19 protein-coding genes are annotated in these 21510 nt (G+C 68.9%); 13 read left to right on the plus strand and 6 right to left on the minus strand.

Annotation, left to right across the window (positions count from 1 at the left end; all coding sequences use genetic code 11):
• Positions 1 to 143 precede the first annotated feature (143 nt).
• The 10 genes from KVY00_RS14395 (at position 144) to KVY00_RS14440 (ending at position 8888) form a co-directional block, all read left to right on the plus strand.
• Positions 144 to 1427, plus strand: coding sequence for an ATP-binding protein (locus KVY00_RS14395; RefSeq protein WP_223043555.1), 1284 nt, complete (start codon positions 144 to 146; stop codon positions 1425 to 1427).
• Positions 1428 to 1466: 39 nt separating this feature from the next.
• On the plus strand, positions 1467 to 1622 hold the full coding sequence (locus KVY00_RS14400) for a hypothetical protein (protein WP_223043556.1): 156 nt from the start codon (positions 1467 to 1469) through the stop codon (positions 1620 to 1622).
• Between the two features lie 235 nt (positions 1623 to 1857).
• The gene (locus tag KVY00_RS14405; RefSeq protein ID WP_255572663.1) at positions 1858 to 2742 is read left to right on the plus strand and encodes an ABC transporter permease; all 885 of its coding nucleotides are present in this window, start codon (positions 1858 to 1860) and stop codon (positions 2740 to 2742) included.
• 3 nt (positions 2743 to 2745) lie between these two features.
• On the plus strand, positions 2746 to 3528 hold the full coding sequence (locus KVY00_RS14410; RefSeq protein WP_223043557.1) for an ABC transporter permease: 783 nt from the start codon (positions 2746 to 2748) through the stop codon (positions 3526 to 3528).
• Between the two features lie 46 nt (positions 3529 to 3574).
• Positions 3575 to 4627 (plus strand): ABC transporter substrate-binding protein, encoded by a 1053-nt coding sequence (locus KVY00_RS14415; RefSeq protein WP_223043558.1) that lies wholly within the window; start codon positions 3575 to 3577, stop codon positions 4625 to 4627.
• Between the two features lie 44 nt (positions 4628 to 4671).
• Entirely contained in the window at positions 4672 to 5781 is a 1110-nt protein-coding gene (locus tag KVY00_RS14420) for an ABC transporter ATP-binding protein (protein ID WP_223043559.1), read from the plus strand.
• Positions 5782 to 5910: 129 nt separating this feature from the next.
• The gene (locus KVY00_RS14425; RefSeq protein WP_223043560.1) at positions 5911 to 6711 is read left to right on the plus strand and encodes a carbon-nitrogen hydrolase family protein; all 801 of its coding nucleotides are present in this window, start codon (positions 5911 to 5913) and stop codon (positions 6709 to 6711) included.
• A gap of 59 nt (positions 6712 to 6770) precedes the next feature.
• Positions 6771 to 7457 (plus strand): RraA family protein, encoded by a 687-nt coding sequence (locus KVY00_RS14430; RefSeq protein ID WP_223043561.1) that lies wholly within the window; start codon positions 6771 to 6773, stop codon positions 7455 to 7457.
• Between the two features lie 102 nt (positions 7458 to 7559).
• Entirely contained in the window at positions 7560 to 8285 is a 726-nt protein-coding gene (locus KVY00_RS14435; protein WP_223043562.1) for a 3-keto-5-aminohexanoate cleavage protein, read from the plus strand.
• A gap of 126 nt (positions 8286 to 8411) precedes the next feature.
• Positions 8412 to 8888, plus strand: a complete 477-nt coding sequence (locus tag KVY00_RS14440) for an Lrp/AsnC family transcriptional regulator (RefSeq protein ID WP_223043563.1) — start codon at positions 8412 to 8414, stop codon at positions 8886 to 8888.
• Here KVY00_RS14440 and KVY00_RS14445 read toward each other — a convergent pair.
• On the minus strand, positions 8869 to 9399 hold the full coding sequence (locus tag KVY00_RS14445) for an Lrp/AsnC family transcriptional regulator (protein ID WP_223043564.1): 531 nt from the start codon (positions 9397 to 9399) through the stop codon (positions 8869 to 8871). The genes KVY00_RS14440 and KVY00_RS14445 overlap by 20 nt on opposite strands.
• A 98-nt stretch (positions 9400 to 9497) precedes the next feature.
• Between KVY00_RS14445 and KVY00_RS14450 the strand changes: the two genes are divergently transcribed.
• Complete coding sequence (locus KVY00_RS14450) at positions 9498 to 13217, plus strand: TM0106 family RecB-like putative nuclease (RefSeq protein WP_223043565.1); 3720 nt, start codon at positions 9498 to 9500, stop codon at positions 13215 to 13217.
• A 193-nt stretch (positions 13218 to 13410) separates the two neighbouring features.
• Positions 13411 to 14550, plus strand: a complete 1140-nt coding sequence (locus KVY00_RS14455; protein ID WP_394358290.1) for a pyridoxal phosphate-dependent aminotransferase — start codon at positions 13411 to 13413, stop codon at positions 14548 to 14550.
• Positions 14551 to 14564: 14 nt separating this feature from the next.
• Here the strand turns inward: KVY00_RS14455 and KVY00_RS14460 are convergent, their stop codons facing one another.
• Positions 14565 to 15065: a hypothetical protein gene (locus KVY00_RS14460; protein WP_223043567.1), complete on the minus strand. Its 501-nt coding sequence runs from the start codon at positions 15063 to 15065 to the stop codon at positions 14565 to 14567.
• A 344-nt stretch (positions 15066 to 15409) separates the two neighbouring features.
• Complete coding sequence (gene ald, locus KVY00_RS14465) at positions 15410 to 16537, minus strand: alanine dehydrogenase (protein ID WP_223043568.1); 1128 nt, start codon at positions 16535 to 16537, stop codon at positions 15410 to 15412.
• Positions 16538 to 16717: 180 nt separating this feature from the next.
• Between ald and KVY00_RS14470 the strand changes: the two genes are divergently transcribed.
• Positions 16718 to 17215, plus strand: a complete 498-nt coding sequence (locus KVY00_RS14470) for an Lrp/AsnC family transcriptional regulator (RefSeq protein WP_223043569.1) — start codon at positions 16718 to 16720, stop codon at positions 17213 to 17215.
• Positions 17216 to 17271: 56 nt separating this feature from the next.
• Here the strand turns inward: KVY00_RS14470 and KVY00_RS14475 are convergent, their stop codons facing one another.
• The 3 genes from KVY00_RS14475 to KVY00_RS14485 all read right to left on the minus strand — a co-directional run bounded on the left by KVY00_RS14475 (position 17272) and on the right by KVY00_RS14485 (position 21510).
• Positions 17272 to 19053 carry a cation:proton antiporter gene (locus KVY00_RS14475; protein ID WP_223043570.1) on the minus strand — a complete coding sequence of 594 codons (1782 nt, stop codon included), beginning with the start codon at positions 19051 to 19053 and terminating at the stop codon, positions 17272 to 17274.
• A gap of 99 nt (positions 19054 to 19152) precedes the next feature.
• Entirely contained in the window at positions 19153 to 20346 is a 1194-nt protein-coding gene (locus KVY00_RS14480) for a winged helix DNA-binding domain-containing protein (protein ID WP_223043571.1), read from the minus strand.
• A gap of 69 nt (positions 20347 to 20415) precedes the next feature.
• On the minus strand, positions 20416 to 21510 hold the full coding sequence (locus tag KVY00_RS14485) for an NADH:flavin oxidoreductase/NADH oxidase (protein WP_223043572.1): 1095 nt from the start codon (positions 21508 to 21510) through the stop codon (positions 20416 to 20418).

Consider the following 21510-nt stretch of genomic DNA (forward strand, 5'->3'; position numbering starts at 1 on the left):
ACTCGGTCGACCCGTGAAGCCCACTCTACCGGACGCCGCTGCGAACCGCCCCCGAGATACGGATCTCGCACGCCCAACCGGGATCAGGCCTGTGAAATCCGTATCTCGACGCAGCCATCCGCTTGATCTGGCATGATCGCTCCATGGGACGCATCACGATCCGGGATTTCCACGACGACGACCTCGACGCGGTCGTGCAGCTCTGGTGGGAGGCGCGATCCTCGGCCGAGCAGCCGGTGTACTCGCTCGCCGAGGTGACCGCCTCCTGCCGCGAGGATCACGCGGTGGTCGCCGTGCGCGACGAGAAGGTCGTGGCCGCGGCGGTGGGGCGGGCCGCACACGCGCAGGGCTGGGTCGTGTTCTTCGGGGTCGCCGAGGAATCGCGCTCGGGCAATGTCTCGGGGGCGCTGCTCGACGCCCTCGAGCGCAAGATGGCGCCGCTGGGCCTCTCGACGCTGTCGGTGCTGATGCCCGAGGGCAGCCGCCTCGACCTGCTCACGTCGAACGGGTTCCAGGTGCGGCACAGCCTGCGCTATCTCGAGCGGCAGATGCCGGTGCAGAGGCGCGAGCTCGATCTGCTGAAGGACGTGGGCGGCAGGATCCTGCCCCGCCATCTGTGGGAGAACGTCGCCGGCATGCGCCGCGAGAAGCAGCTGCTCGAGGAGCGCCTCGTGGCCCCGCTCGCGCAGCCCGACCTGGCGGATCGCTACGGCGTCGTGCCGCCGCACGCCGTGATGCTGTTCGGCCCTCCCGGCACCGGCAAGACGACGTTCGCGAAGGCCGTCGCCTCGAGGCTCGACTGGCCCTTCGTGGAGGTCTTCCCCTCGCGTCTGGGTGACGGGAAGACGAGCATGGCGGCGTCGCTACGCGGTATCTTCGAGCAGATCGGCGAGCTCGAGCACGGGGTCGTGTTCATCGACGAGGTCGAGGAGATCGCGTCGCAGCGGAGCGATCCGCCCACTCCGACGCAGGGTGTGACGAACGAGCTGCTCAAGATCGTCGCCGATTTCCGGGCGCGCGAGGGCCTGTTGCTCGTGTGCGCCACGAACTTCGTGCGCGGTCTCGACGCCGCGTTCCTGCGCCACGGCCGGTTCGACTACGTGCTGCCGATCGGGCTGCCCGACGAGGAGGCGCGCGAGGCGATCTGGCGGCGGTACGTGCCCCCGCAGGTCGCGACCGGCATCGATTTCGCGAGGCTGGTCTCCGAGAGCGCGGGGCTCACTCCCGCCGATATCGAGTACGCGGCCAGGCGGGCGTCGCAGGAGGCGCTCGCGCGGGCGCTGCGCGCGCCGGAAGACGCGGCCCGATCCCGCACCGACCTCTCGACCGACGACTACCTGGCGGCGCTCGCCGTGACGCGCGCGACGGTGTCGGAAGAGCAGCTGACGACCTTCCTGGAGGATATCGAGACGCTCGCGCGGTTGTAGGAGCCGCTCCTCGACATACTGCGGAAGGAGTTCCCCGTCGTGCGGCGCGAGCGGTTCTCCGTCCTGCGGTACGAGCGGTTCTCCGTCCTGCGGTACGAGCGGTTCTCCGTCCTGCTGCGAGAGCGGAGCGAGTCGCAGTATCCGCTGCGCCGCTGCGCCGCTGCGCCGCTGCTGCCGCTGCTGCCGTCATACTGAGTGCGGGGATCCGCGGAACTGAATCAGTGGCGGCCGCGCCGCGGCAGCGGAGGGATGCACCGAATCTTCGTCGTTCCCGCCGCCGATGCCGGGCTCGGTCCGGCACGCTCTCGCGGACTGCGTGAAGATTGGCCGCGTCTTCCACGGATTCCGCACCCCAGTTGTGTGCGCGGCCCTCGCCCCGCGCCCAGGATGGAGTGAGTACACAGACCGAAGGCGAGTGCAAAGGAGCAACGTGACATCGACGACACGCATGATTCACCTTGGCCGGAAGGAACGGCCGAAGCGTGGATCGCTGCTGCTGCTCATCCCGGGAGTGGCATCGGTGGTGCTGCTCGGGATCCTTCCGCTGTTCATCGTGGCACGGAACAGTTTCGCGGTCGCCGACGACTACGGAGGGATCACGGGCGGCTTCACGATCGAGCACTACGCCAAACTGCTCGATCCCGTCTACTCGAAGACGCTGCTGTTCTCGCTCGGCCTCGGTCTGCTGAACACCGTCGTGTGCATCGTGGTCGGCTACCTGACCTCGTACTACATCGTCTCGCGGCCCGAGGGCAGACAGGGCCTGCTCCTGCTGCTCATCATCATCCCCTTCTGGACGGACTTCCTCGTTCGCACCTTCGCGTGGATCACGATCCTCGGATCCGGAGGCCCCATAGCCGGACTGCTCGGGATATTCGGGATCACCGGGTTCTCGATGATCCCGAGCAACGTCGCGGTCGTCCTCGGTCTGCTGTACGCCTTCTTGCCGACCGCGATCTTCCCGATCTACGCGTCCATGCGATCGATCGACCCCTCGCTCAAGGAGGCCGCGACGGACCTCGGCTGCACCTGGTGGGGTGTGCACCGGCGGGTGATCCTGCCGCTCAGCCGCCCGGGGATCCTCGGCGCCGCTCTGCTCACCTTCATCCCGACGATGGGCGTCTTCGTGATCCCGGTGCTGCTCGGCGGGGGGAAGGATCCGCTCGTCGGCAACCTGATCGTCACGCTCTACACCGAGTTCCGCAATCAGCCGATGGGCGCGGCCGTATCGATGGTGCTGCTGGTGCTCATGGTGCTCTCGATGGGCCTGATCGGGCTCCTGATGAAGCGCACGTCGAACAAGAAAGGGGCGTAGCCCGTGGACCGAATCGTGAACGGCATCGCCCGCGCCGTCTTCGTCTTCCTCTACCTGCCCATCGCCGCCGTGATCGTCTACTCGTTCAACGCCGCGGGCACGAACACCCGCTTCGAGGGGCTCACCCTGCAGTGGTACGTCGACCTGTTCCAGGACGGAGCGCTCATGCAGACGCTCCGCACCAGCGCGGTCGTGGCCGTTCTGGCGGCGACCGTGGCGACCGTCGTCGGGATCATGTTCGCCCTCGGCATGGCGCGCTACCGTGGCCGCGGCAAGGGCGGCCTGCTCGCGCTCATCGCGCTGCCCCTCGTCGTGCCCGAGATCGTGCTCGGCGTGGCACTGCTGAGCGTGTTCAGCGCGACGAAGATCCCGCTCGGCATTCTGACGCTCGTGCTCGGCCACCTCATCGTCTCGCTGCCCCTTGCGACGCTCGTGCTCATGAGCTCCGCCGCCATGCTCGACCCGAGCCTGCCCGAGGCCGCGACGGACCTCGGGTGCACCCCCTGGCAGACCTTCACCCGCGTCTACTTCCCGCTGCTGAGGCCCGCGGTCGTCGCGGCTTGGCTGCTGAGCTTCACGACGTCGTTCAGCAACATCGTGATGTCGACCTTCCTCAGCGGAGTCGGATCCACCACCCTGCCGCTGCGGATCTACTCGAGCCTGAAGACGGGCCTCACCCCGAGCATCAACGCGCTCGGCGCCCTGCTGATCCTGCTCACCCTCGTGATCGTGCTCGCCGTCGGTGTGACCCAGATGCGTCGCATCCTCGTCGACTCGCGCTCGTAACACCCCGGAACTCGCTCCACCTCGCTCCATCGAAAGGAACACCGACATGAAGAAGAAGACTCTCGCAGCCGCCGGCATCGTCGCCGCGCTGGCGCTCACCGGTTGCAGCGGCGGCTCGGAGGGCGGCTCCACCGAACTCAACGTCTACGCCTGGGCAGACGAGATTCCGCAGAGCGTGTTCGACGCCTTCACGGAGGAGACCGGCATCAAGGTCAACGTCGACAGCTTTGACAGCAACGAAACCATGATCTCGAAGCTCGCGGCGGGCAACTCGGGCTACGACATCATCGAGCCGAGCCAGTACGCCGTGCAGCAGCTCGTGGGCCAGGAACTGATCGAACCGCTCGACAAGGAGAAGATCGAGGGCATCGACAACATCGCGTCGACGTTCGCCGATCCCACCTACGACCCCGGTCTCGAGTACTCGGTGCCGTGGGTATGGGGCACCACCGGACTGCTGTACAACTCGGAGTGCACCGGCGGCGAGGAGATCACGAGCTGGAAGTCGCTCTTCGATCCCAAGTGGGACGGCAAGGTGAACATGCTCGATAACATGCTCGCCGCCTACATCGCCGGTCTGCAGGTCAACGGTTTCGACGCCGATAGCACGGACGAGCAGGAGATCGCCAAGGCCACGGAATCGCTCATCGAGCAGAAGAAGATGCTCGCGGGGTACAACTCCACCAACTACGGCGAGCTCGTCGCGAACGGCGACGTCTGCATCTCCGAGGCCTGGGGCGGCACCAGCACGGCGAAGATCGTCGAGGACAACGAGAACGTGCACTACGTGATCCCCGAGGAGGGCGGCAGCCTCTGGGTCGACGGCCTCGCGATCGCGAAGGGCGCTCCGAACCAGGAGGCCGCGTACGAGTTCATCAACTTCCTGCTGCGCCCCGAGATCGCTGCGATGGCGACGAACGACGGCGGTCTCGCGAGTGCGAACCAGGCCGCCCAGGAGCACGTGACGGACCAGGGCCTCCTCGCGAACGCGGCCGTCTACGCCTCGGAGGAGCAGGTGGCCAACGCCGACTTCATCGTCGACCCCGGTGCCGCGATGAAGTTCTACCAGGACGGCTGGACCCGGGTGAAGGCCTCCTGACCTTCAGGCGCAACGGCAGCTTCGAGCGAACAGCGATTGGGATCATGAATACGCACAACACGACAACTACCGCGCCGGCCGTCGAGATCGAGGGCCTCTCGAAGAGCTTCGGCGGGCACCTCGCGGTGCACCCGCTCGATCTCGAGATCCGTGAGAACGAGTTCTTCTCGATCCTCGGCCCCTCCGGCTGCGGTAAGACGACGCTCATGCGCATGATCACCGGTTTCGAGACACCGACCGGAGGCCGGGTGCGGCTCGGCGGCGTCGACGTCACGGACGCGCCGACGCGCAACCGCGACCTCAACATGCTCTTCCAGAGCTACGCGCTGTTCCCCCATCTGACCGTGTTCGACAACGTGGTGTTCGAACTGCGAGTGCGTCGTGTGCCCAAGGCGGAGGCCGATCGGCGGGCGAAGGAGGCGCTCGAGCTCGTCAGGCTCGCCCACCTCGGGGATCGGAAGCCGGATCAGCTCTCGGGCGGTCAACGGCAGCGGGTCGCGCTCGCTCGGGCCGTGGTCTCCGGACCCAAGGTGGTGCTGCTCGACGAGCCGCTCGGCGCGCTCGACCAGCAACTCCGGAAGGAGATGCAGTACGAGCTCAAGCGGATGCAGCGCGAGGTCGGCATCACGTTCATCTATGTGACGCACGATCAGGAGGAGGCGCTCACCATGTCGGACCGTATCGCCGTCATGTCCGAGGGCGTCGTGCAGCAGGTCGCGGGGCCGGAGGACATTTACAACCGGCCCGAGACGCGCTTCGTGGCGGGTTTCATCGGCAGCTGCAACCTGCTCGATGTGACGGTACCTGCCGGCTCCGCGGGCCAGCAGGTGGGTGCCGCGGCCGAGGGCATCGGCATTCTCCCGGCCGTGCTGGCGGAGGACGTGCATCGCGAGCAGGCGGGGACCCTGCTGCTGCGGCCCGAACGCATCGAGGTTCGTCGCGGTGAGGACGCAGCGGGCGAGGGGATCACCGGCACGGTGGAGACGCTCACCTTTCTGGGGGAGGAGTGGCACGTGCATCTCGCCGTCGGGGGGCATCCGATCAAGGTGTCGCTCTCGAGCCTCGTGAAGGAGCGGGATCTGCCCGGCCTCGCCGTCGGCGAGGAGCTCCGCATCGGCTGGCGCCCCGAAGATGCGCGCATCGTGATCCGCTGATCCTGCCGCTCAGCTGATCTGCTGCTCCCCTCCGTTCTGTTCCACCTCGAGATCGGGTCGCGGATCCCTCATCGGATTCCGCGGCCCGAGGCTCGACCCGCACTGCAAGCCCCACTGAGAGAGGTCCTGATGAGAGTCGCCGTTGTTCAAACGACACCCGGCATCGACGCCGACGTCAATTTCGCCACCATCCGTCGTTACACCGCGGAGGCGGCCTCGCGCGGCGCCGGCCTCGTGGTATTCCCCGAAGAGGCCGCACTGCTCGCCGACGACGAGATCAAACCCCGGATGGCGGAGATCGTGCGTGATGTGTGGCCTCGCTTCGAGCATCTGCTGGCCGAGCTCGCCCGGCAGCACCGTGTAGCGATCATCGCGGCCGGCTACGAGCCGAATGATGCGGGGACGCCGTACAACACGATCCTCGCCTTCGACCACACGGGTGGGGAGATCGCCCGCTACCGCAAAATGCACACCTACGATGCGTTCGCCTACCGGGAGTCGGCCTACGTCACACGAGGATCCGAACTGCCTCCGATCATCGAGGTCGAAGGGCTGCGGGTCGGCATCGCGAACTGCTATGACATACGCTTCCCGGAGCTCTTCCGCAGCATGGCGGATCGCGGGGTCGACGTCATCTCGCTGTCGGCCGCGTGGGTCTCGGGCAAGGGCAAGGAGGAGCACTGGGAGGTGCTCACCAAGGCCCGTGCCATCGAGAACGTGAGCTGGTTCCTCGCGTCAGGGACGGTCGGCGCCGACTCGGTCGGGCTCAGCCGCGTGATCGATCCTCTCGGAGTGGTCGTCGCCGGCGCTGACGCCCACGGGGAGGGCGTCGTCATCGCCGATATCGACGAGGAGCGCACGCGCCTCGCGCGACGGATGCTCCCGGCGCTCGACAACCGCCGCATCGAACTCGAATACAGCATCCGGTAGCCCGGCGTCCCGCAGCGCCCTCAACCGTCTCCGAATCTCCGACTCCGAAAGGAACACCGATGTTCTTCCACACAGGGAGCACCCCGAAAGGCCTCTCCGATGAACTGCGGGCCAAGCTCGAGCGCTTGAGCTTTCCCACCCTCGGCCACTACCTCGAGGAAGGCTTCGTCGATCCCGAGATCCGACGCGTCGTCGCGGCAGGCGGCCGAGTGATCGGCACCGCCTTCACCGTTCGCACCACCGCTACCGATTCCACGGCGCTGCATCACGCGGCCGGCATGATCGAACGCGGCCAGGTGCTCGTTCTCGACACCGGCGGCGATCGTCGGCATGCCCCGCTCGGGGAAGTGGTGGCGGCCCAGCTCGCGGTGCGCGGCGCTGCGGGGGCCGTCGTCGACGGGGTCGTCACCGATGTCGACGAGATCGAGGGTCTCGGCCTGACCGTGCACGCGCGGGGCACCAGCATGCTCACGACCAAGCTGCACGGGATCGACGCGGGCGGTGTCAACGTGCCGGTGACCTGCGGAGGGGCCGTCGTGCGCCCCGGAGACGCGGTGCTCGCCGACGCCAACGGCGTGCTGGCGGTGCCGATCGACGTGCTCGAACGCATCGTCGACATCGCACTCGACGATGACGCAGAGGAACCCGAGCTCGTCGGCGACCTCCGGGCCGGAAGGCCGCTGGGCGCACTCACCGGCGCGAGCGCGACGGTCGAGGCGCTGCTCTCGAGCGACACCCCGCAGTAAAGGGGCCGCCGCGCTCGCGGAGACCCTCGCATCACCCTCGACGAGGATCGGCCGGCAGGCCGCTGCTTCGTCATGCCCGAATACCTCTCGAAAGGACCAGACATGCTGCTGAAAGCCGCTATCAACGGTGGACGATCCGCCGAGGAGCACCCCGCTGTGCCGCGCACCACCGAGCAGATCGTGGAAGCGAGCCTCGCAGCCGTTGCCGCGGGCGCCGACGTCGTGCACGCGCACGTGCTGACGGACGACGGCGAGCAGACCATCCGCCCCGAAGCGGTCGGGGCATGGGTCCGCGCTATGCGCGCCGCGGATCCGTCGATCGTCATCGGCACCACGACCGGCCTATGGACGGTCTCATCGCACGAGGAGCGCATGGCCCATGTCGCCGCCTGGCCGGCCGACGCCCTGCCGGACTTCGCATCGGTGGCGTTCTCGGAGGAGGGCGCGGCCGAGGCGGCCGAGCTGGTGCTCGAGCGAGGCATGATCCTGGAATCCGCCGTCTGGTCGATGGAGGACGTCCCGGCCCTGCTCGCTTCTCCCACGCTGTACCGCAATGTGCGGGTGCTCATCGAGCCCGAGGTCGAGGACGCCGGAATCGCGGTGGGGCAGTGCCGTGAGATCGCTGCGGTGCTGCGCGAAGCGGGGGTCACCGCACCGATTCTGTATCACGGTTACGACGAGACGGTCTGGCCGGTCGTGGAGGCCGCCATCGAGGACGGCTGCGAGACTCGGATCGGATTCGAGGACGGGGTGACGATGCCCGACGGCTCGGCACCGCGCGACAACGCAGAGCTCGTGCGCGCCGTGCGCGAGTTGGAGCGCCGCTGACCATCGCGGTCATGGGGCCCGCCGCGAGCCCGGTCGAGTGGCGGCCCGTTCCGGCCCCGTGGCCGCTCCGCGCGACCCGATACCCTGGTGTGCGGCGGGGAAGCGCCGGTGGGAGAGGGGGCTGGCATGCTGGACGACCTGGATCGACGACTCATCGAGATGCTCGCGCGTGACGGGCGACGCAGCTTCGCCTCGTTGGCGGAGGAGCTCGGAGTCTCCCAGTCGACGGTGCGCTCCCGGCTCTCGAAGCTGCGCGAGGACGATGTGCTGCAGATCGTCGCGCTGTGCAACGCGTTGCTGCTCGGGCACCAGGTCGTGCGCCTCCTGCTCAGGGTGCGCAACCTGACTCCGCGAGCGGTTGCGAACGGGCTGCTCGGCATCAGCCAGATCAACCACGTCGCCCTCGTCGCCGGATCGCACGACCTCTATCTCGAGGCGACCTGTCGGGATCAGCCCCGTCTCATCGACCTGCTCGATGAGATCCGGCGGCATCCTGGCGTGGCCTCGATCCAGCCCATCATCGTCACCTCCCTCGCGAAGGACTACACGTGGGAGGGGCTGCGGGGCACTGCGGGGCAGAGCATCAGCGACCCGGACGGGTGAGGAGTCTGCCGGCGCGATTGGTCGGCAGAGGATCGCGGAAGCCCTGCCACAGATAGGTGTCCCGCATCACCTCGAGCACCGTGAGCGTCTCGAGGTCGGAGATGCCGCGGATCCGTCGGAGATCCTGCAGCACGATCCTTCCGAGCTCCTGCGCGTCCTGCGCCACCACATCGAGGATGATGTCGTAGTAGCCGAGCGCGCACGCCACGTACTTCACTTTGGGATGGTCTGCGATCTGCTCGGCGACGCGCGCAACCGGCACCTCGGTGACGCGGATTCCGATGTGAGCGGCGATCCCGCCGATCTTCGTCTCGTCGTACATGCCGACGACGTAGATGATGCCGAGCGAGACGAGACGATTGTAGCGCTGCCTCACCGTCGGCTCGGAGAACCCGATGCGGCGCCCGATCTCGGAGAACGAGAGTCGGCCGTCGACTCGGAGCTCATCGATGATGTCCCGGTCGACGTCGTCGAGGAGGGAGTCTTCTTCCTGCTGCTTCGTCGCGTCCACGCCCCGAGTCTACTCGTGGCCCATCGCGCCGCCGAGTGTTGGACCCCGTGAATGTCGGTGGGGGCCGGTAGCGTCGAGGGCAGCGAAAGGGGCACACCATGTTCATGCAGGATCGGGCCGACGGCCTCGGGCAGCGCATCGTGACGAGCGCGAGCGACCTGACCGCCGCGAGCATGTGCGAGTTCGCCTTTCTGCGGCGGGTCGATGCCAAGCTCGGGCGGAACGTCGAGGTGCCGCCCGACGACGACCCGATGCTCGCGCGGGCGGCTCGGCTGGGGGACGCGCACGAGGAGCGGACGCTCGAGGCGTACCGCGCTCGCCTGGGGAAGGGCGCGGTCGGCGCGGCGGGCGGTGTGGTCGAGATCCCTCGGCCCGACTCGATGAGCGAGGTCGCGCTGCTGGCCGTGGCCGAGCAGACGGTAGCGGCGCTGCGCGGTCGGGCCGACGTCGTGTTCCAGGCGACATTCTTCGAACCGCGGATCGAGAACGCTACTCGGGAGCGCGGCGGCGAAGGCCCCGGGTCGGGGGCTGAGCTCGACATCGGTTTCGTCGGGTTCGCCGACTTCCTCCGGCTCGAGCCCGACGGTGCGTACGAGGTGCAAGACACGAAACTCGCGCGCCGGGCGAAGGTCACCGCGCTCATGCAGCTCGCGGCCTACGCCGAGCAGATCGAACGACTGGGTGTCCCGGTCGCCGACGAAGCCGTGCTGATCCTGGGCGACGGCGTGCGCTCGCGGCACCGTATCGCCGATATCGCGCCGGTGTTCCGCGCGCGCCGCGAGCGGCTGCACCGGTTGCTGCGAAGCCGCGTCGGCGAGACCGGACCCGACGGGAGCCGCGAGAGCGCCGCTGCGATTCCCTGGGGCGCCGACGGGATCGCGGCGTGCGGGCGCTGCGAAGTGTGCGAACCCGAGATCATGCGCAGCCGTGATCCGCTCCTGATCTCGGGCATTCGGCGGAGCCAGCGAGATGCGCTCGTCGCGGAAGGGTACGACACGATCGAGGCCGTCGCTGCGCTCGCCGCCGATGCGCCCTCCGGGAAGGCGTCGCTCGACGGTCTCGCTCCGCAGGCGCTCGAACGGCTGAGCGCCCAGGCCGCTGTGCAGCTCGAGACGCGCCCCGGGGAGCCGCCGGCGCTGCGCATCATCGATGCGGGCGCGCTCGCCGCGCTCCCGGAGCCGAGCCCGGGCGATCTCTTCTTCGACTTCGAGGGCGACCCCATGTATCGGCAGCCCGGGCAGGGCGAGAACTCGAGCTGGGGGATCGACTACCTCTTCGGCATGGTCGACGTCGATCAGCGCTTCACTCCGATCTGGGCGCACGATCTCGCAGCCGAGAAACGGGCGCTGCTGGAGTTCCTCGATCTCGTGGCCGAACGTCGGTCCCGCTATCCCGACATGCACGTGTACCACTACGCCCCCTACGAGCGCTCCCACCTGCTCAGCATCGCGGCCAGGCACGGCGTCGGCGAGGCGAGAGTCGACCAGCTGCTGCGCGATCACGTGCTCGTCGACCTCTACCCGATCGTGCGTCGCGCACTGAGGGTCGGCTCCCGCTCCTATTCGATCAAGAAGCTCGAACCGCTCTACATGGGCGCGGAGCTGCGTGACGAGACCGGCGTGACGAGCGGCGCGCAGTCGGTCACCGAGTACGCGGAGGCGAGCGCGCAGCTCGCCTCCGACGACGAGACCGAGCGGCACGAGGGGCAGCGGCGCCTCGACGCGATCGCGGATTACAACCGCTACGACTGCGTCTCCACGCTCCGCCTCCGCGACTGGCTGCTCGAGCTCGGCGCGGCACAGGGCGTCACCCCGTCTGCGCGGAGCGATGGGGGAGAGGACGCGGGGCCCGAGATCGAGCTGAGCCCGGTGGCCCTCGCACTCGCAGTCCACGCCGAGGCGGCGGGGCCGCGCGACCGCGCCGCAGCCGCCCTGGCGGCGAGCGCCATCGACTATCACCAGCGCGAGCAGAAGTCGTTCTGGTGGGCGCATTTCGCACGACTCGTCGATCCGCTCGAGGAGTGGGCCGACACGCGAGACGTTCTGGTGGTCGACCGTGCGAACAGCGCGGTGGACGAGCCCTGGCACCTGCCCCAGCGCGCGCGGGTCTCGCGTCGCCGACTGCGACTGCGCGGTGAGCTGGCGCCGGGCAGCTCGCTGCGGGAGGGCGGCGAGGCATACGTCCTATACGAGCACCCGGCGCCCTTCCCGCAGCGCGGCGCGGCGCCCGGGGCTCGGGGCGCGCGACGGGTGAGGATCATCGAGCGTCTCGATGACGGAGCCGTCATCGATGAGTCTCTGGGCGACGCACAGCCGTACTCCGACCTGCCTCTCGCGCTCGTGCCCGGGCCGCCCCCGCCGGCCGGTGCCCAGAAGGGGGCGATCGAGGAGTGGGGTGCGAGCCTCGCAGCAGAGCTCGACCGCGGGCGGTTTCCCGCAGATCCCGTGGTCGATCTCATCCGTCGGGTACCGCCGAGGCTCAGGGGCGACGGCGCCCTCGCGCAGCCGGGTTCGGCGCAGAACGACGGGAAGGAGACCGATCTGATTGGCGCGGTCGTGAACAGCCTGCTGCGTCTTGACCGCAGCTATCTCGCCGTGCAGGGTCCGCCCGGCACCGGCAAGACCTACCTCGCTGCCCGCGTGATCCGCAACCTCGTCGAGCAGCACGGCTGGCGCATCGGAGTCGTCGCGCAATCGCACCGCGTGGTCGAGAACGTGCTCGAGGGGGCCGTCGCAGCGGGAATGCCAGCCTCGCAGGTCGGCAAGGTGCCGCAGGGAGGAGCTCTCGCCGAGGATGCCCCGGCGCCTGCCTATACGGTGTTGCCCCGCAACGGACACGCGCGCTTCGTCTCCGACCACAGTCACGCCGGCCGGGGGTGCGTGATCGGGGGCACCGCTTGGGATTTCAGCAATCCCGCCAGGTTCGATCGGGGCTCGCTCGATCTGCTCGTGATCGACGAGGCCGGGCAGTTTTCGCTCGCCCCCACGATCGCCGCCTCGGTGGCGGCTGAGCGCCTGCTGCTTCTGGGAGACCCGCAGCAGTTGCCCCAGGTCTCCCAGGGCAGTCACCCCGAACCGGTCGACACCTCGGCACTCGGCTGGCTGCTCGGCGACTACGAGACGGTGCCCGACGAACTCGGGTACTTCCTCGCCGAAACCCGCCGCATGCGTCCCGAGCTCGCCGACGTCGTCTCCGAGCTGGCCTACGAGGGCCGGCTCCGCGCCCACTCGACCGCGGCGGGGCGCGAGGCGATCGGGGCCGGCCCTCCGGGGCTGGTCTGGCATCCGGTCGCGCACCACGGCAATGCGACGAGCTCGGTGGAGGAGGCGGCCGAGGTGGTGCGGATCGTCCGTGAAGTGCTCCGGGGGTACCTTTCCGAGCGAGAAAACCCGAGTGCTGCGGGCGGTGCTGCCCGTCGTCCGCTCGAAGAGCGCGACCTCATCGTCGTCGCAGCGTACAACGCCCAGGTCGAGGTGGTCGGTGAGGCGCTGGCCGCGGCCGGGTTCGCGCGCGTGCGTGTCGGCACCGTCGACAAATTCCAGGGGCAGGAGGCCGTGATCGCAATCGTCACCCTCGCGGCCTCCAGCTCCGACGATGTACCGCGCGGCCTCGAGTTCCTGCTGATGCGCAACAGGCTCAACGTCGCGATCAGTCGGGCGCAGTGGGCGGCGCATCTCGTGTCCTCCGACCGGCTCGGCGACGGGCTTCCCACCACGGCCGAGGGGCTCGCGGCTCTCTCCGGGTACCTGCGCCTGATCGAGCGGGCGCGCACCGCCGAAGCGCGCGAGTCGGCGCCGCAGAACGACCGTCCGCGCTAGTTTGGGAGGCATGGTGAAACCAGGAGGCCCCTTCAAGACTCCGCCCTCGCGACGTCTCGAGCCGCTGCCGTCGGAGACGGTGCGTCCGCAGTCGGAGGCCACGCTTCGGCAGACGGAAGACCCCGCGCGTCAACCGGCGGCAGCGTCGGTGCTCGGGCCGTCGAGACGATCCAGGATCCCGGCCTTCGAGGTCATGCGGATCACCGACGAGATCGCCCATCGCCGCGCGGCGGGGCGCGACGTCGTCTCCCTCTGCGCGGGAGAGCCGGGGGCGCGTCCCGCTCCGGGCACGCTGAAGCCCGCGGGCTATACCGGTCCGCTCGGCACCTCACCTCTGCGGGAAGCGATCGCCGGGCACTACCGCGGCTGGTACGGCGTCGACGTGGATCCCGGCACGGTAGCGGTGACGACGGGATCATCCGGAGCGTTCCAACTCGTGTTCCTCGCGGCCTTCGATCCCGGCGACCGCGTCGCGCTCGCGAGCCCTGGCTATCCGGCCTATCGGAACATTCTGACCGCGCTCGGCGTGCAGGTGGTCGAGATCCAGGCCGGCCCCGAAACTCGATATCAGCCCACGCCGCAGCTGCTCGATGCCGCGGTCCGAGAGCACGGTCCGCTCGCCGGACTCGTCCTCGCTTCCCCGGCCAACCCCACAGGCACGATGCTCGCGCGCGCCGAACTCGCGGCGCTCGTGGAGTGGAGCCGCATGAACGGGGCACGGCTCATCAGCGACGAGATCTATCACGGAATCACCTTCCCGGACGCCGGGGCGGAGTCCCGCAATGGTGGTGTCGCGTCCGATGCACGAGGTGTGACCGTGCGCGAGCTCGACGCCGAGGCGGTCGTGATCAACTCGTTCTCGAAGTACTGGGGCATGACCGGGTGGCGCCTCGGATGGGCGCTGCTGCCGCCCGACCTCGTCGCCCCCTTCGAAGCGCTCGCGTCGAACTTCGCGCTCTCGCCGCCCGCACCCGCACAGGAACTCGCGCTCTCGGCCTTCACCGAAGAGAGTTATGCCCAGCGCGACGCGGTGGTGGCCGGCTTCGCGCGAGCAAGAGCACTCATCCTCGAGGCCGAACCTCAGCTCGAGTGGGGTGTGGCCGCGCCGTCCGACGGCGCGTTCTACTACTACTCCGAGCTCGGCCCCCAGCTCGAGCGCTTCGGCGGCTCAGTGGCCTACGCCCGGGCGCTGCTCGAAGAAGCCGACGTCGCGGTGGTGCCCGGTGTCGATTTCGATCCGATCGCGGGCGACCGCGCGGTGCGACTGTCCTATGCTGCAGGCGAGGCGGCGGTCTCGGAGGCGCTCGAACGCATCATCCGCTTCCAAAGCTGAGTCAGGCGCAGCCGTCAGGCCTGGGACGCCTCGTGCGCGTCGCCGAAACGGATCGGAGTCCCGGCGGCCACGCCGATCCTGCGCTGCAACGCCTCGTCGACCACGGCCCGCGGATCCGCCGTCTCGTCGACGGCGACCCCGAGCGAACGCAGCACCTCGGCCTCCGCGCCGCGGAGATCCAGCACCAGCGCCGTGACCGCCTCCGAGAGCGGCCCTTCCAGGCCGGCGACCGCGCGGGCCAGCGCGGATCGCACGGCCTTGCCCAGCGCGATCGGTTCTTCACCGCTGCCCGACTCGCGTTCCACCTGAGCGCTCGAGTAGTTCACCCCGTCCCCGGAGAGCGCCTCTGCGATCACTGACTCGTCTGCGAGTCGAACCTGCAGCTCGAGCACACTGCTCGACGCGGAGGGCACGGTCGAGAAGGGAAGCGGGATACCTCCGGAGGCCCCCGCGTGAGAATCGTGCGAGTGTTCGGACGCCTGCGAACCACCGTTGAAGGTGAACTTCAAATCCATATGCACCAGCCTACGCCCGCCCGCTGCGCGTACGCCCCGCCGCCTCCGCGCTGCGTTTCACCGCCCTCGCCGCCAGCCCTCGCCGCACGCGCCGCCGTCGCCGCCAGCCGTCACCGCCCTTCACTGCCCTCACCGCCCGCGCCCCTGGGCGATCGGGGTCGTTTTCGTGCGTGTCGCGCGACGCGACACGCACGAAAACGACCCCGAATCGGCGACACGGCCGAAAGTGACCCCGAAACGGATGGCGGTGCGGGGTCGGCGACGCCGCGCGTCCCGCGCCCCGCGCACACGGCAGCGGGCCCCGGTTCCGAAGAACCGGGGCCCGCTGAGCAGCGACTGGAGGCTTACGCCTGTGCTGCGAGGGTCTCCTCGAGCGAAGCCGAGGCGAGATCCGGGAACGCCTGGGCGACACCGTGGTTGGTGATGACGCCCTCGTGCGCGTTGAGGCCCTTGGCGAGCGAGGCGTCGTCGTTCAGCGCCTTCACCCAGCCCTTGTCGGCGAGCGCGACCACGTAGGGGAGCGTCGCGTTGGTGAGGGCAGCCGTCGAGGTCTCGGGCACCGCGCCGGGCATGTTGGCGACGCAGTAGTAGATCGAGTTGTGCACCGGGAAGGTGGGGTCATCGTGCGTGGTGGGGCGCGAGTTCTCGAAGCAGCCGCCCTGGTCGATGGCGATGTCGACGAGCACCGAGCCCTGCTTCATCTGCGCGACCATCTCGTCGGTGACGAGCTTCGGAGCCTTCTCGCCCGGGATCAGCACGGAGCCGATGACGAGGTCGGCCTCCTTGAGCGCCTCAGTGATGTTGTGCGCGTTCGAGGTGCGGGTCTGGATGCGACCGTTGAACTCGTCCTCGAGCTGCTTGAGGCGGGGGATCGCGATGTCGATCACGGTCACCTCAGCGCCCATGCCGTAGGCGATGCGCGCGGCCTGCTCACCCGCGGCGCCGCCGCCGATCACGACGACCTTGCCGCGGCGGGTGGCGGTCACGCCGCCGAGGAGGATGCCGCGACCGCCGTTGGCCTTCATGAGCGAGTAGGCGCCGACCTGCACCGAGAGACGCCCCGCGACCTCCGACATGGGGGCGAGGAGCGGCAGACCGCGGTTCGGCAGCTGCACGGTCTCGTATGCGATGGCGGTGGTGCCCGACTCGAGCACGGCCTCGGTGAGAGCCTTCTCGGCTGCGAGGTGCAGGTAGGTGAAGAGCACCTGGCCCTTGCGCAGCTTGTCGTACTCGGAGGCGATGGGCTCCTTGACCTTGAGGATCATGTCGGACTGCGCCCACACGTCGTCGGCGCCCTCGACGATCTTGGCGCCGGCGGCGATGTACTCCTCGTCGGTGATGGCCGAGCCGAGGCCGGCACCGGCCTGCACCAGCACCTCGTGGCCGCGACGAGCCAGCTCGAAGACGCCCGCCTGCGTGATGGCGACGCGGTTCTCATTGTTCTTGATTTCGGTAGGGATACCGACGCGCATGGTCTGCTCCAGAATGTTCGGAATGCGATAAGGGTCCGTCCGTCTGCTGATCGTCAATTGGCAGATCACGACATGGGATGCCTCGATTCTGCAACATATTCGTTTTCCGCAAAAGAAACATGAATTCTCTGCGGAAATAGTCGCTAAAATGGAGGATCATGAAGCAAATGCGGAGGGGTGATGGCTGAGGATTCGAAGAATCTGCGCCTTGATGCGGGCCTGGATCAGGTGGACCGCAAGATCGTCGAGGAACTGCAGGTCAATGGCCGCGTCACGAACGCCGAATTGGCGGAGCGGGTGGGGGTCGCCGCGTCGACGTGCATCGCACGCGTGCGCAGTCTCGTGTCTCGCGGGATCATCAAGGGGTTCACCGCCTCCGTCGACCCTCGAGCCATGGGGCTCGGGCTGCAGGTGCTGGTGAGCGTGACGGTTCGCTCGGGCGCCAGGCAGCGGATCTCGGAGCTGAGCGACGAGCTGAGATCGCTCCCGGAGGTGATGCAGCTCTTCTTCCTCGGCGGTGTCGAAGACTTCATCATCCATCTCGCCGTGCGCGATTCGGATCACGTGCGCGACTTCGTGATGGAGCATCTCTCGGCGCACCCCGCTGTGTCGTCGACCCGCACGAGCATTGTCTTCAGTCACCACCAGAATCCGGTGCAGGCGCCCGACGCGCGATAGCGCTGCGGCGCTCTCTGCGGACGTGGGATGCTCGGCGGCTGCCGGTCATCTCCCGGTCATCTGCCGGACGGCGGCGTCAGCCTGGTCTCGTACGCGTCGAGGGCGAGTTCCGCGGCGCGAATGGCCTGAGAACTGTAGCGGCCGATCGCGCGCTCCTCGAGCAGCGCCTCGCGCTGCGCTTCGAGTGCCAGACGCACCAGGCGCTGGTACGTCTGAGTGGGGTGCTCTCTCCCGTGCGCCTGTACCGGTACCGTCGGTGCTGCCGCCGCTGCGAGAGGGAGCAGCGCACTGCGTGCGCTCGCCCGCGCGCGCTTCACCGCAAACTCCGACTGCTCTCGATGCTTCGGGTCGTCCGTGGCGCCGGGCTCTTTCTCGAGCGTCCTCTCGTCCTCCTCCACGGCCTCGTCGATCGCTTCATCGGCGGCCTCGTACAGTTCGCGGCTGAGTGAGATGAGCTCGGCCTTCTCCCGTCCGGTGCCAGCACCGTCGGGCCACAGCTTGCGGATGAAGACGGGCAGGGTCAGACCGTGCAGCAGCAGGGTGATCACGGCGACCGCGAAGGCCGCGAGCACGATCTGAGGGCGGTACGGGACGGTGACGGGGATCGACTGCGCCGCCGCGAGGGTGACGACGCCGCGCATGCCGCTCCACGACAGCACGACGCCGTCGCGCCACCCGAGCTGCTGCTCGCGCTCGTGCTCGAGATCGGCTGCGGATCGCCTGGCGCGGATATCGAGTCTGCGGAGACGCTCGCTGAAGCGGCCCTCGGCCTTCTCCGCGATGCCGGAGTTCTGCACCCGTTCGTTGAGATGGGCGTAGCCCGCGTTGCGCCGCTCGTACCGGGCGGCGACGCGGCGCATGCTCGCGATGAGCGGCACCATGAATGCCGAACGGCACAGGATGAGCAGCACCACCAGCCCGATCGAGAGCAGACCGATGTGCTCGAGGCGCAGCTCGCTCTCGCCGACCTGCGCGACGAGCGAGTGCAGTTGCAGCCCCATGATGAGGAACACGCCGTTCTCGAGCAGGAACTGCACTGTGCGCCAGTTGAGACGCTCGTTGGTGCGGGCGGACGCGCTGAACCTCTGAGAGGCGTGGTGGCCGGTGTAGAGCCCCGTCACGACGACGGCCAGTACTCCCGATGCGTGCAACTCCTCGGCGGGGATGAAAGCGACGAACGGCACGATGAACGAGATGATCGTGTCGTGCACGGGGCTGTTGAGCTTCGAACGGATCCACACGGTGACCACGCCGATGAGCAGACCCACCGCGAGCGCGACCGTGACCGAGAGCACGAACGAACCCGTCGCTGAGGACAGCACGAAGCTGCCGGCGACCGCCGCGGTCGCCGTCTTCAACAGCACGAGCGACGTCGCGTCGTTGACGAGACTCTCGCCCTCGAGGATCGAGACCACGCGCTCGGGCATGCCGAGCCGCTTGCCGATGGAGGTCGCCGCCACCGCGTCGGTCGGGCTGATGACCGCGCCCAGTGCGATCGCGGCCGCGAGCGGAATATCCGGGACGAACCAGTGCACGACGAACCCGACGGCGATGGCCGAGATGATCACGAGCAGCACCGAGAGCCCGATCACGGGCCGGAAGTTGCGGCGGAAATCGACGATGGGAACGTTGACCGCCGCGGAATAGAGCAGTGGGGGCAGCACCACGACCAGGATGATCTCGGGGTCGACATCGATGAGGGGCACGAAGGGGAGGTAGCCGATGCCGATCCCGATCAGCACCAGCAGCAGCGGTGCCGCGACTCGGATCCGGCTGCCCAGGATCGACGCCCCGACGAGGAGGATGACCGCGACGACCGAGAGAAGCCCGAATTCCATGGTCCTAGGTTCTCACGTTCGAGGGGTGGCCCGACGCTCGGCGTCGATGGGTCTCGGCGTCGACGGACCTTCGCGTCGATGGACCGCGAGGTGCGCGGCTCATGATGCCTTCTCCGAGGGAGGCAGGAGGGTGAGCGCGGGCGTCTCCCGGCCGTGGAAGCGGGCCCAACGCTCTGCTGCAGGCACGAGTGCGTCGAGGTCGATGCCCATACCGGGCAACGGCGTGAGTTCGAGGCCGCCGTTCTTCCGGGTGCTGCGCTTCCAGGTGCCGACCACGCGGCCATCGGCGACGACCGTGGCGAGGAACATGCCGTTGCGGCCCGGCACGATGCGCTCGAAGTGACCGGGGTCGAGCTGCGCCTCGCGGTCGGTGTACCCGAGCAGGTGCTCGTCGAAGGACGGCAGCAGCAACCACTCGGCAGCGGATCCGTGGGAGGAGCGGGGAAGCTCGTCGAGCGCCGCGGGATCCGCCCAGAGCGAGGCCGCGGCCCCCGACGCCCCGTCGAGTCGCAGCAGCGCGATCCTGCCGCTCTCGGAGGCCATCTGAATCGCTCGGCGGGCCTCTCGCGCGGTCAGCCCCGTCCACCACGCCAGATCCCGCTCCCGCACCGGGCCGCGCGCCGCCGCGTACCGCGCGGCGAGTTCCGCGAGCGCCTCGTCGCCCTCGAGCGCTCGCGGATCCCGGATCCACTCATCGGCCCGGACCAGCAGCGGTTCCCCGCCGTGCACGGGGCCGAACGTGGCCAGGCCGTTCTGGCAGAGCCACCAGATGATGTGATAGCGCCAGTTGCTCTTCCAGTCGATTCCCGCCTCCGTCCAGATCGCGGAGAGCGCGTCGCGATCGAGGCCCCGCCCCTCGGCCGCCAGCCCCGTGAGCGCCTGCAGCGAGACGTCGACCAATTGCTCGAGCACCGCATCGCTCATGCCGAGGAACTCCCGGCGCTTCGGCGCCCCGGCAAGCACGCGGTGCCCCGTCGCCCGCTGCATCCAGCCGATGTCCGAGGCCGGGACGACGTGGATCGTGCCGCGCATCGGCCAGGATCGCACGACGCGGCCCTCGTTGAACGCCGCCTGCACGTCGGCGGCGTCGGTACCGGGGGCGCGCAGCCCGAGTGCGAACTGAGAGGATCGCCAGTCCTGCCCCTGTACCGCGAGCATGTGCTCGGCGACCGCTTCGATCCGCGCCGACCCCGCAGCCTCGGACCCGGTCGCGATACCGGCAGGCGTCGGCCCGAGCCCGAGCGCGCGCATGCGCAGATGCAGCAGCTGTTCCGCGGTGATGATGTCGGTCATGCGGTCAGTGTAAACCGAGCCTCCGACATCGATCACCGGGGCGAGCCCGCTGCGGGCGCATCGCGCGTGTCAGAATCGCGCGCGGTGGTACTGCGGCGGCACGAGCGATGCGGCCGCGGGTGCGCGCAGCTCGTGGGCCCATCTCAGCGGCAGGTGCGGATCCGCGAGCAGCGGGCGCCCCACGAAGATCGCATCGGCCTGCCCCGTGACCAGGAGCGACTCCGCCTGAGCCGCGTCGGTGATGAGGCCGACGGCGCCGAAAGCGAGGGATCCGGCCGGAGTCGCCCCGCGCAGATGCGCGGTGAGCGGGGTCTGGTAAGCGGGACCGACCGGGATCCGTGCGGCGGGGACATTGCCGCCGGATGAGACGTCGATCAGGTCGACGCCGTCTTCCGCGAGACGGGCGACGAGCTGCTCGGCCTCATCGAGACCGAAGCCGCCCTCGATCCACTCGGTCGCCGAGATCCGCACGAGGATCGGCAGATCGGCGTGCCGCGCCCGAATCGCCCGCACCACCTCCCGGAGCAGCCGAGCGCGCCGCTCAGCGTCGCCGCCGTAGTCGTCGTCGCGCAGATTCGAGAGGGGGGAGAGGAACTCGTGCAGCAGGTAGCCGTGTGCCGCATGCACCTCGACGGCGTCGAAGCCGGCGGCAACCGCGCGGTCGGCTGCGGCGGCGAAGGCCTCGACGAGACCGGCGACTTCGTCGGTGCTCAGGGCATGCGGGGCGGCGAAGTCCCCGAACGGGACCTCGGAGGGTGCGACCGTCTGCCAGCCTCCCTCGGAGACGGGCACGCTGCCCTCGGGCCGGCCGGGCAACCAGGGATAGGTCGAGGCCTTGCGGCCGGCGTGCGCGAGCTGCACCGCGATGCGTGCTCCGTGCGAGTGCGCGATTGCGGTGACCCTGGCGAAGGCGGCCGTCTGGTCCTCGTTCCACAGACCGAGGTCGCGTGACGAGATGCGGCCCTCGGGTGTGACGGCCGTCGCCTCCATCACCACGAGTCCGGCCCCACCGCGGGCGAGGGCCCCGACGTGCTGCAGATGCCAGTCGCCGGGTGCGCCGTCCTCGTGCTCTGCGGAGTACTGGCACATGGGGGACGCCCAGAGGCGGTTGCGCACCTCGAGGTTGCGGAGTCGGAATGGGCGGAAGAGGATCGGATCGGCCAT

The organism is Leucobacter tenebrionis, assembly GCF_019884725.1.
GTDB lineage: Bacteria > Actinomycetota > Actinomycetes > Actinomycetales > Microbacteriaceae > Leucobacter > Leucobacter tenebrionis.

Excerpts from the sequence above, each read along its gene's own strand:
- KVY00_RS14395 (WP_223043555.1), top strand. The coding sequence starts at position 144 with ATGGGACGCATCACGATCCGGGATTTCCACGACGACGACCTCGACGCG.
- KVY00_RS14415 (WP_223043558.1), top strand. The coding sequence starts at position 3,575 with ATGAAGAAGAAGACTCTCGCAGCCGCCGGCATCGTCGCCGCGCTGGCG.
- KVY00_RS14420 (WP_223043559.1), top strand. The coding sequence starts at position 4,672 with ATGAATACGCACAACACGACAACTACCGCGCCGGCCGTCGAGATCGAG.
- KVY00_RS14425 (WP_223043560.1), top strand. The coding sequence starts at position 5,911 with ATGAGAGTCGCCGTTGTTCAAACGACACCCGGCATCGACGCCGACGTC.
- KVY00_RS14430 (WP_223043561.1), top strand. The coding sequence starts at position 6,771 with ATGTTCTTCCACACAGGGAGCACCCCGAAAGGCCTCTCCGATGAACTG.
- KVY00_RS14435 (WP_223043562.1), top strand. The coding sequence starts at position 7,560 with ATGCTGCTGAAAGCCGCTATCAACGGTGGACGATCCGCCGAGGAGCAC.
- KVY00_RS14440 (WP_223043563.1), top strand. The coding sequence starts at position 8,412 with ATGCTGGACGACCTGGATCGACGACTCATCGAGATGCTCGCGCGTGAC.
- KVY00_RS14450 (WP_223043565.1), top strand. The coding sequence starts at position 9,498 with ATGTTCATGCAGGATCGGGCCGACGGCCTCGGGCAGCGCATCGTGACG.
- KVY00_RS14455 (WP_394358290.1), top strand. The coding sequence starts at position 13,411 with ATGCGGATCACCGACGAGATCGCCCATCGCCGCGCGGCGGGGCGCGAC.
- KVY00_RS14460 (WP_223043567.1), bottom strand. The coding sequence starts at position 15,065 with ATGGATTTGAAGTTCACCTTCAACGGTGGTTCGCAGGCGTCCGAACAC.
- ald (WP_223043568.1), bottom strand. The coding sequence starts at position 16,537 with ATGCGCGTCGGTATCCCTACCGAAATCAAGAACAATGAGAACCGCGTC.
- KVY00_RS14470 (WP_223043569.1), top strand. The coding sequence starts at position 16,718 with ATGGCTGAGGATTCGAAGAATCTGCGCCTTGATGCGGGCCTGGATCAG.
- KVY00_RS14475 (WP_223043570.1), bottom strand. The coding sequence starts at position 19,053 with ATGGAATTCGGGCTTCTCTCGGTCGTCGCGGTCATCCTCCTCGTCGGG.
- KVY00_RS14480 (WP_223043571.1), bottom strand. The coding sequence starts at position 20,346 with ATGACCGACATCATCACCGCGGAACAGCTGCTGCATCTGCGCATGCGC.
- KVY00_RS14485 (WP_223043572.1), bottom strand. The coding sequence starts at position 21,510 with ATGGCCGATCCGATCCTCTTCCGCCCATTCCGACTCCGCAACCTCGAG.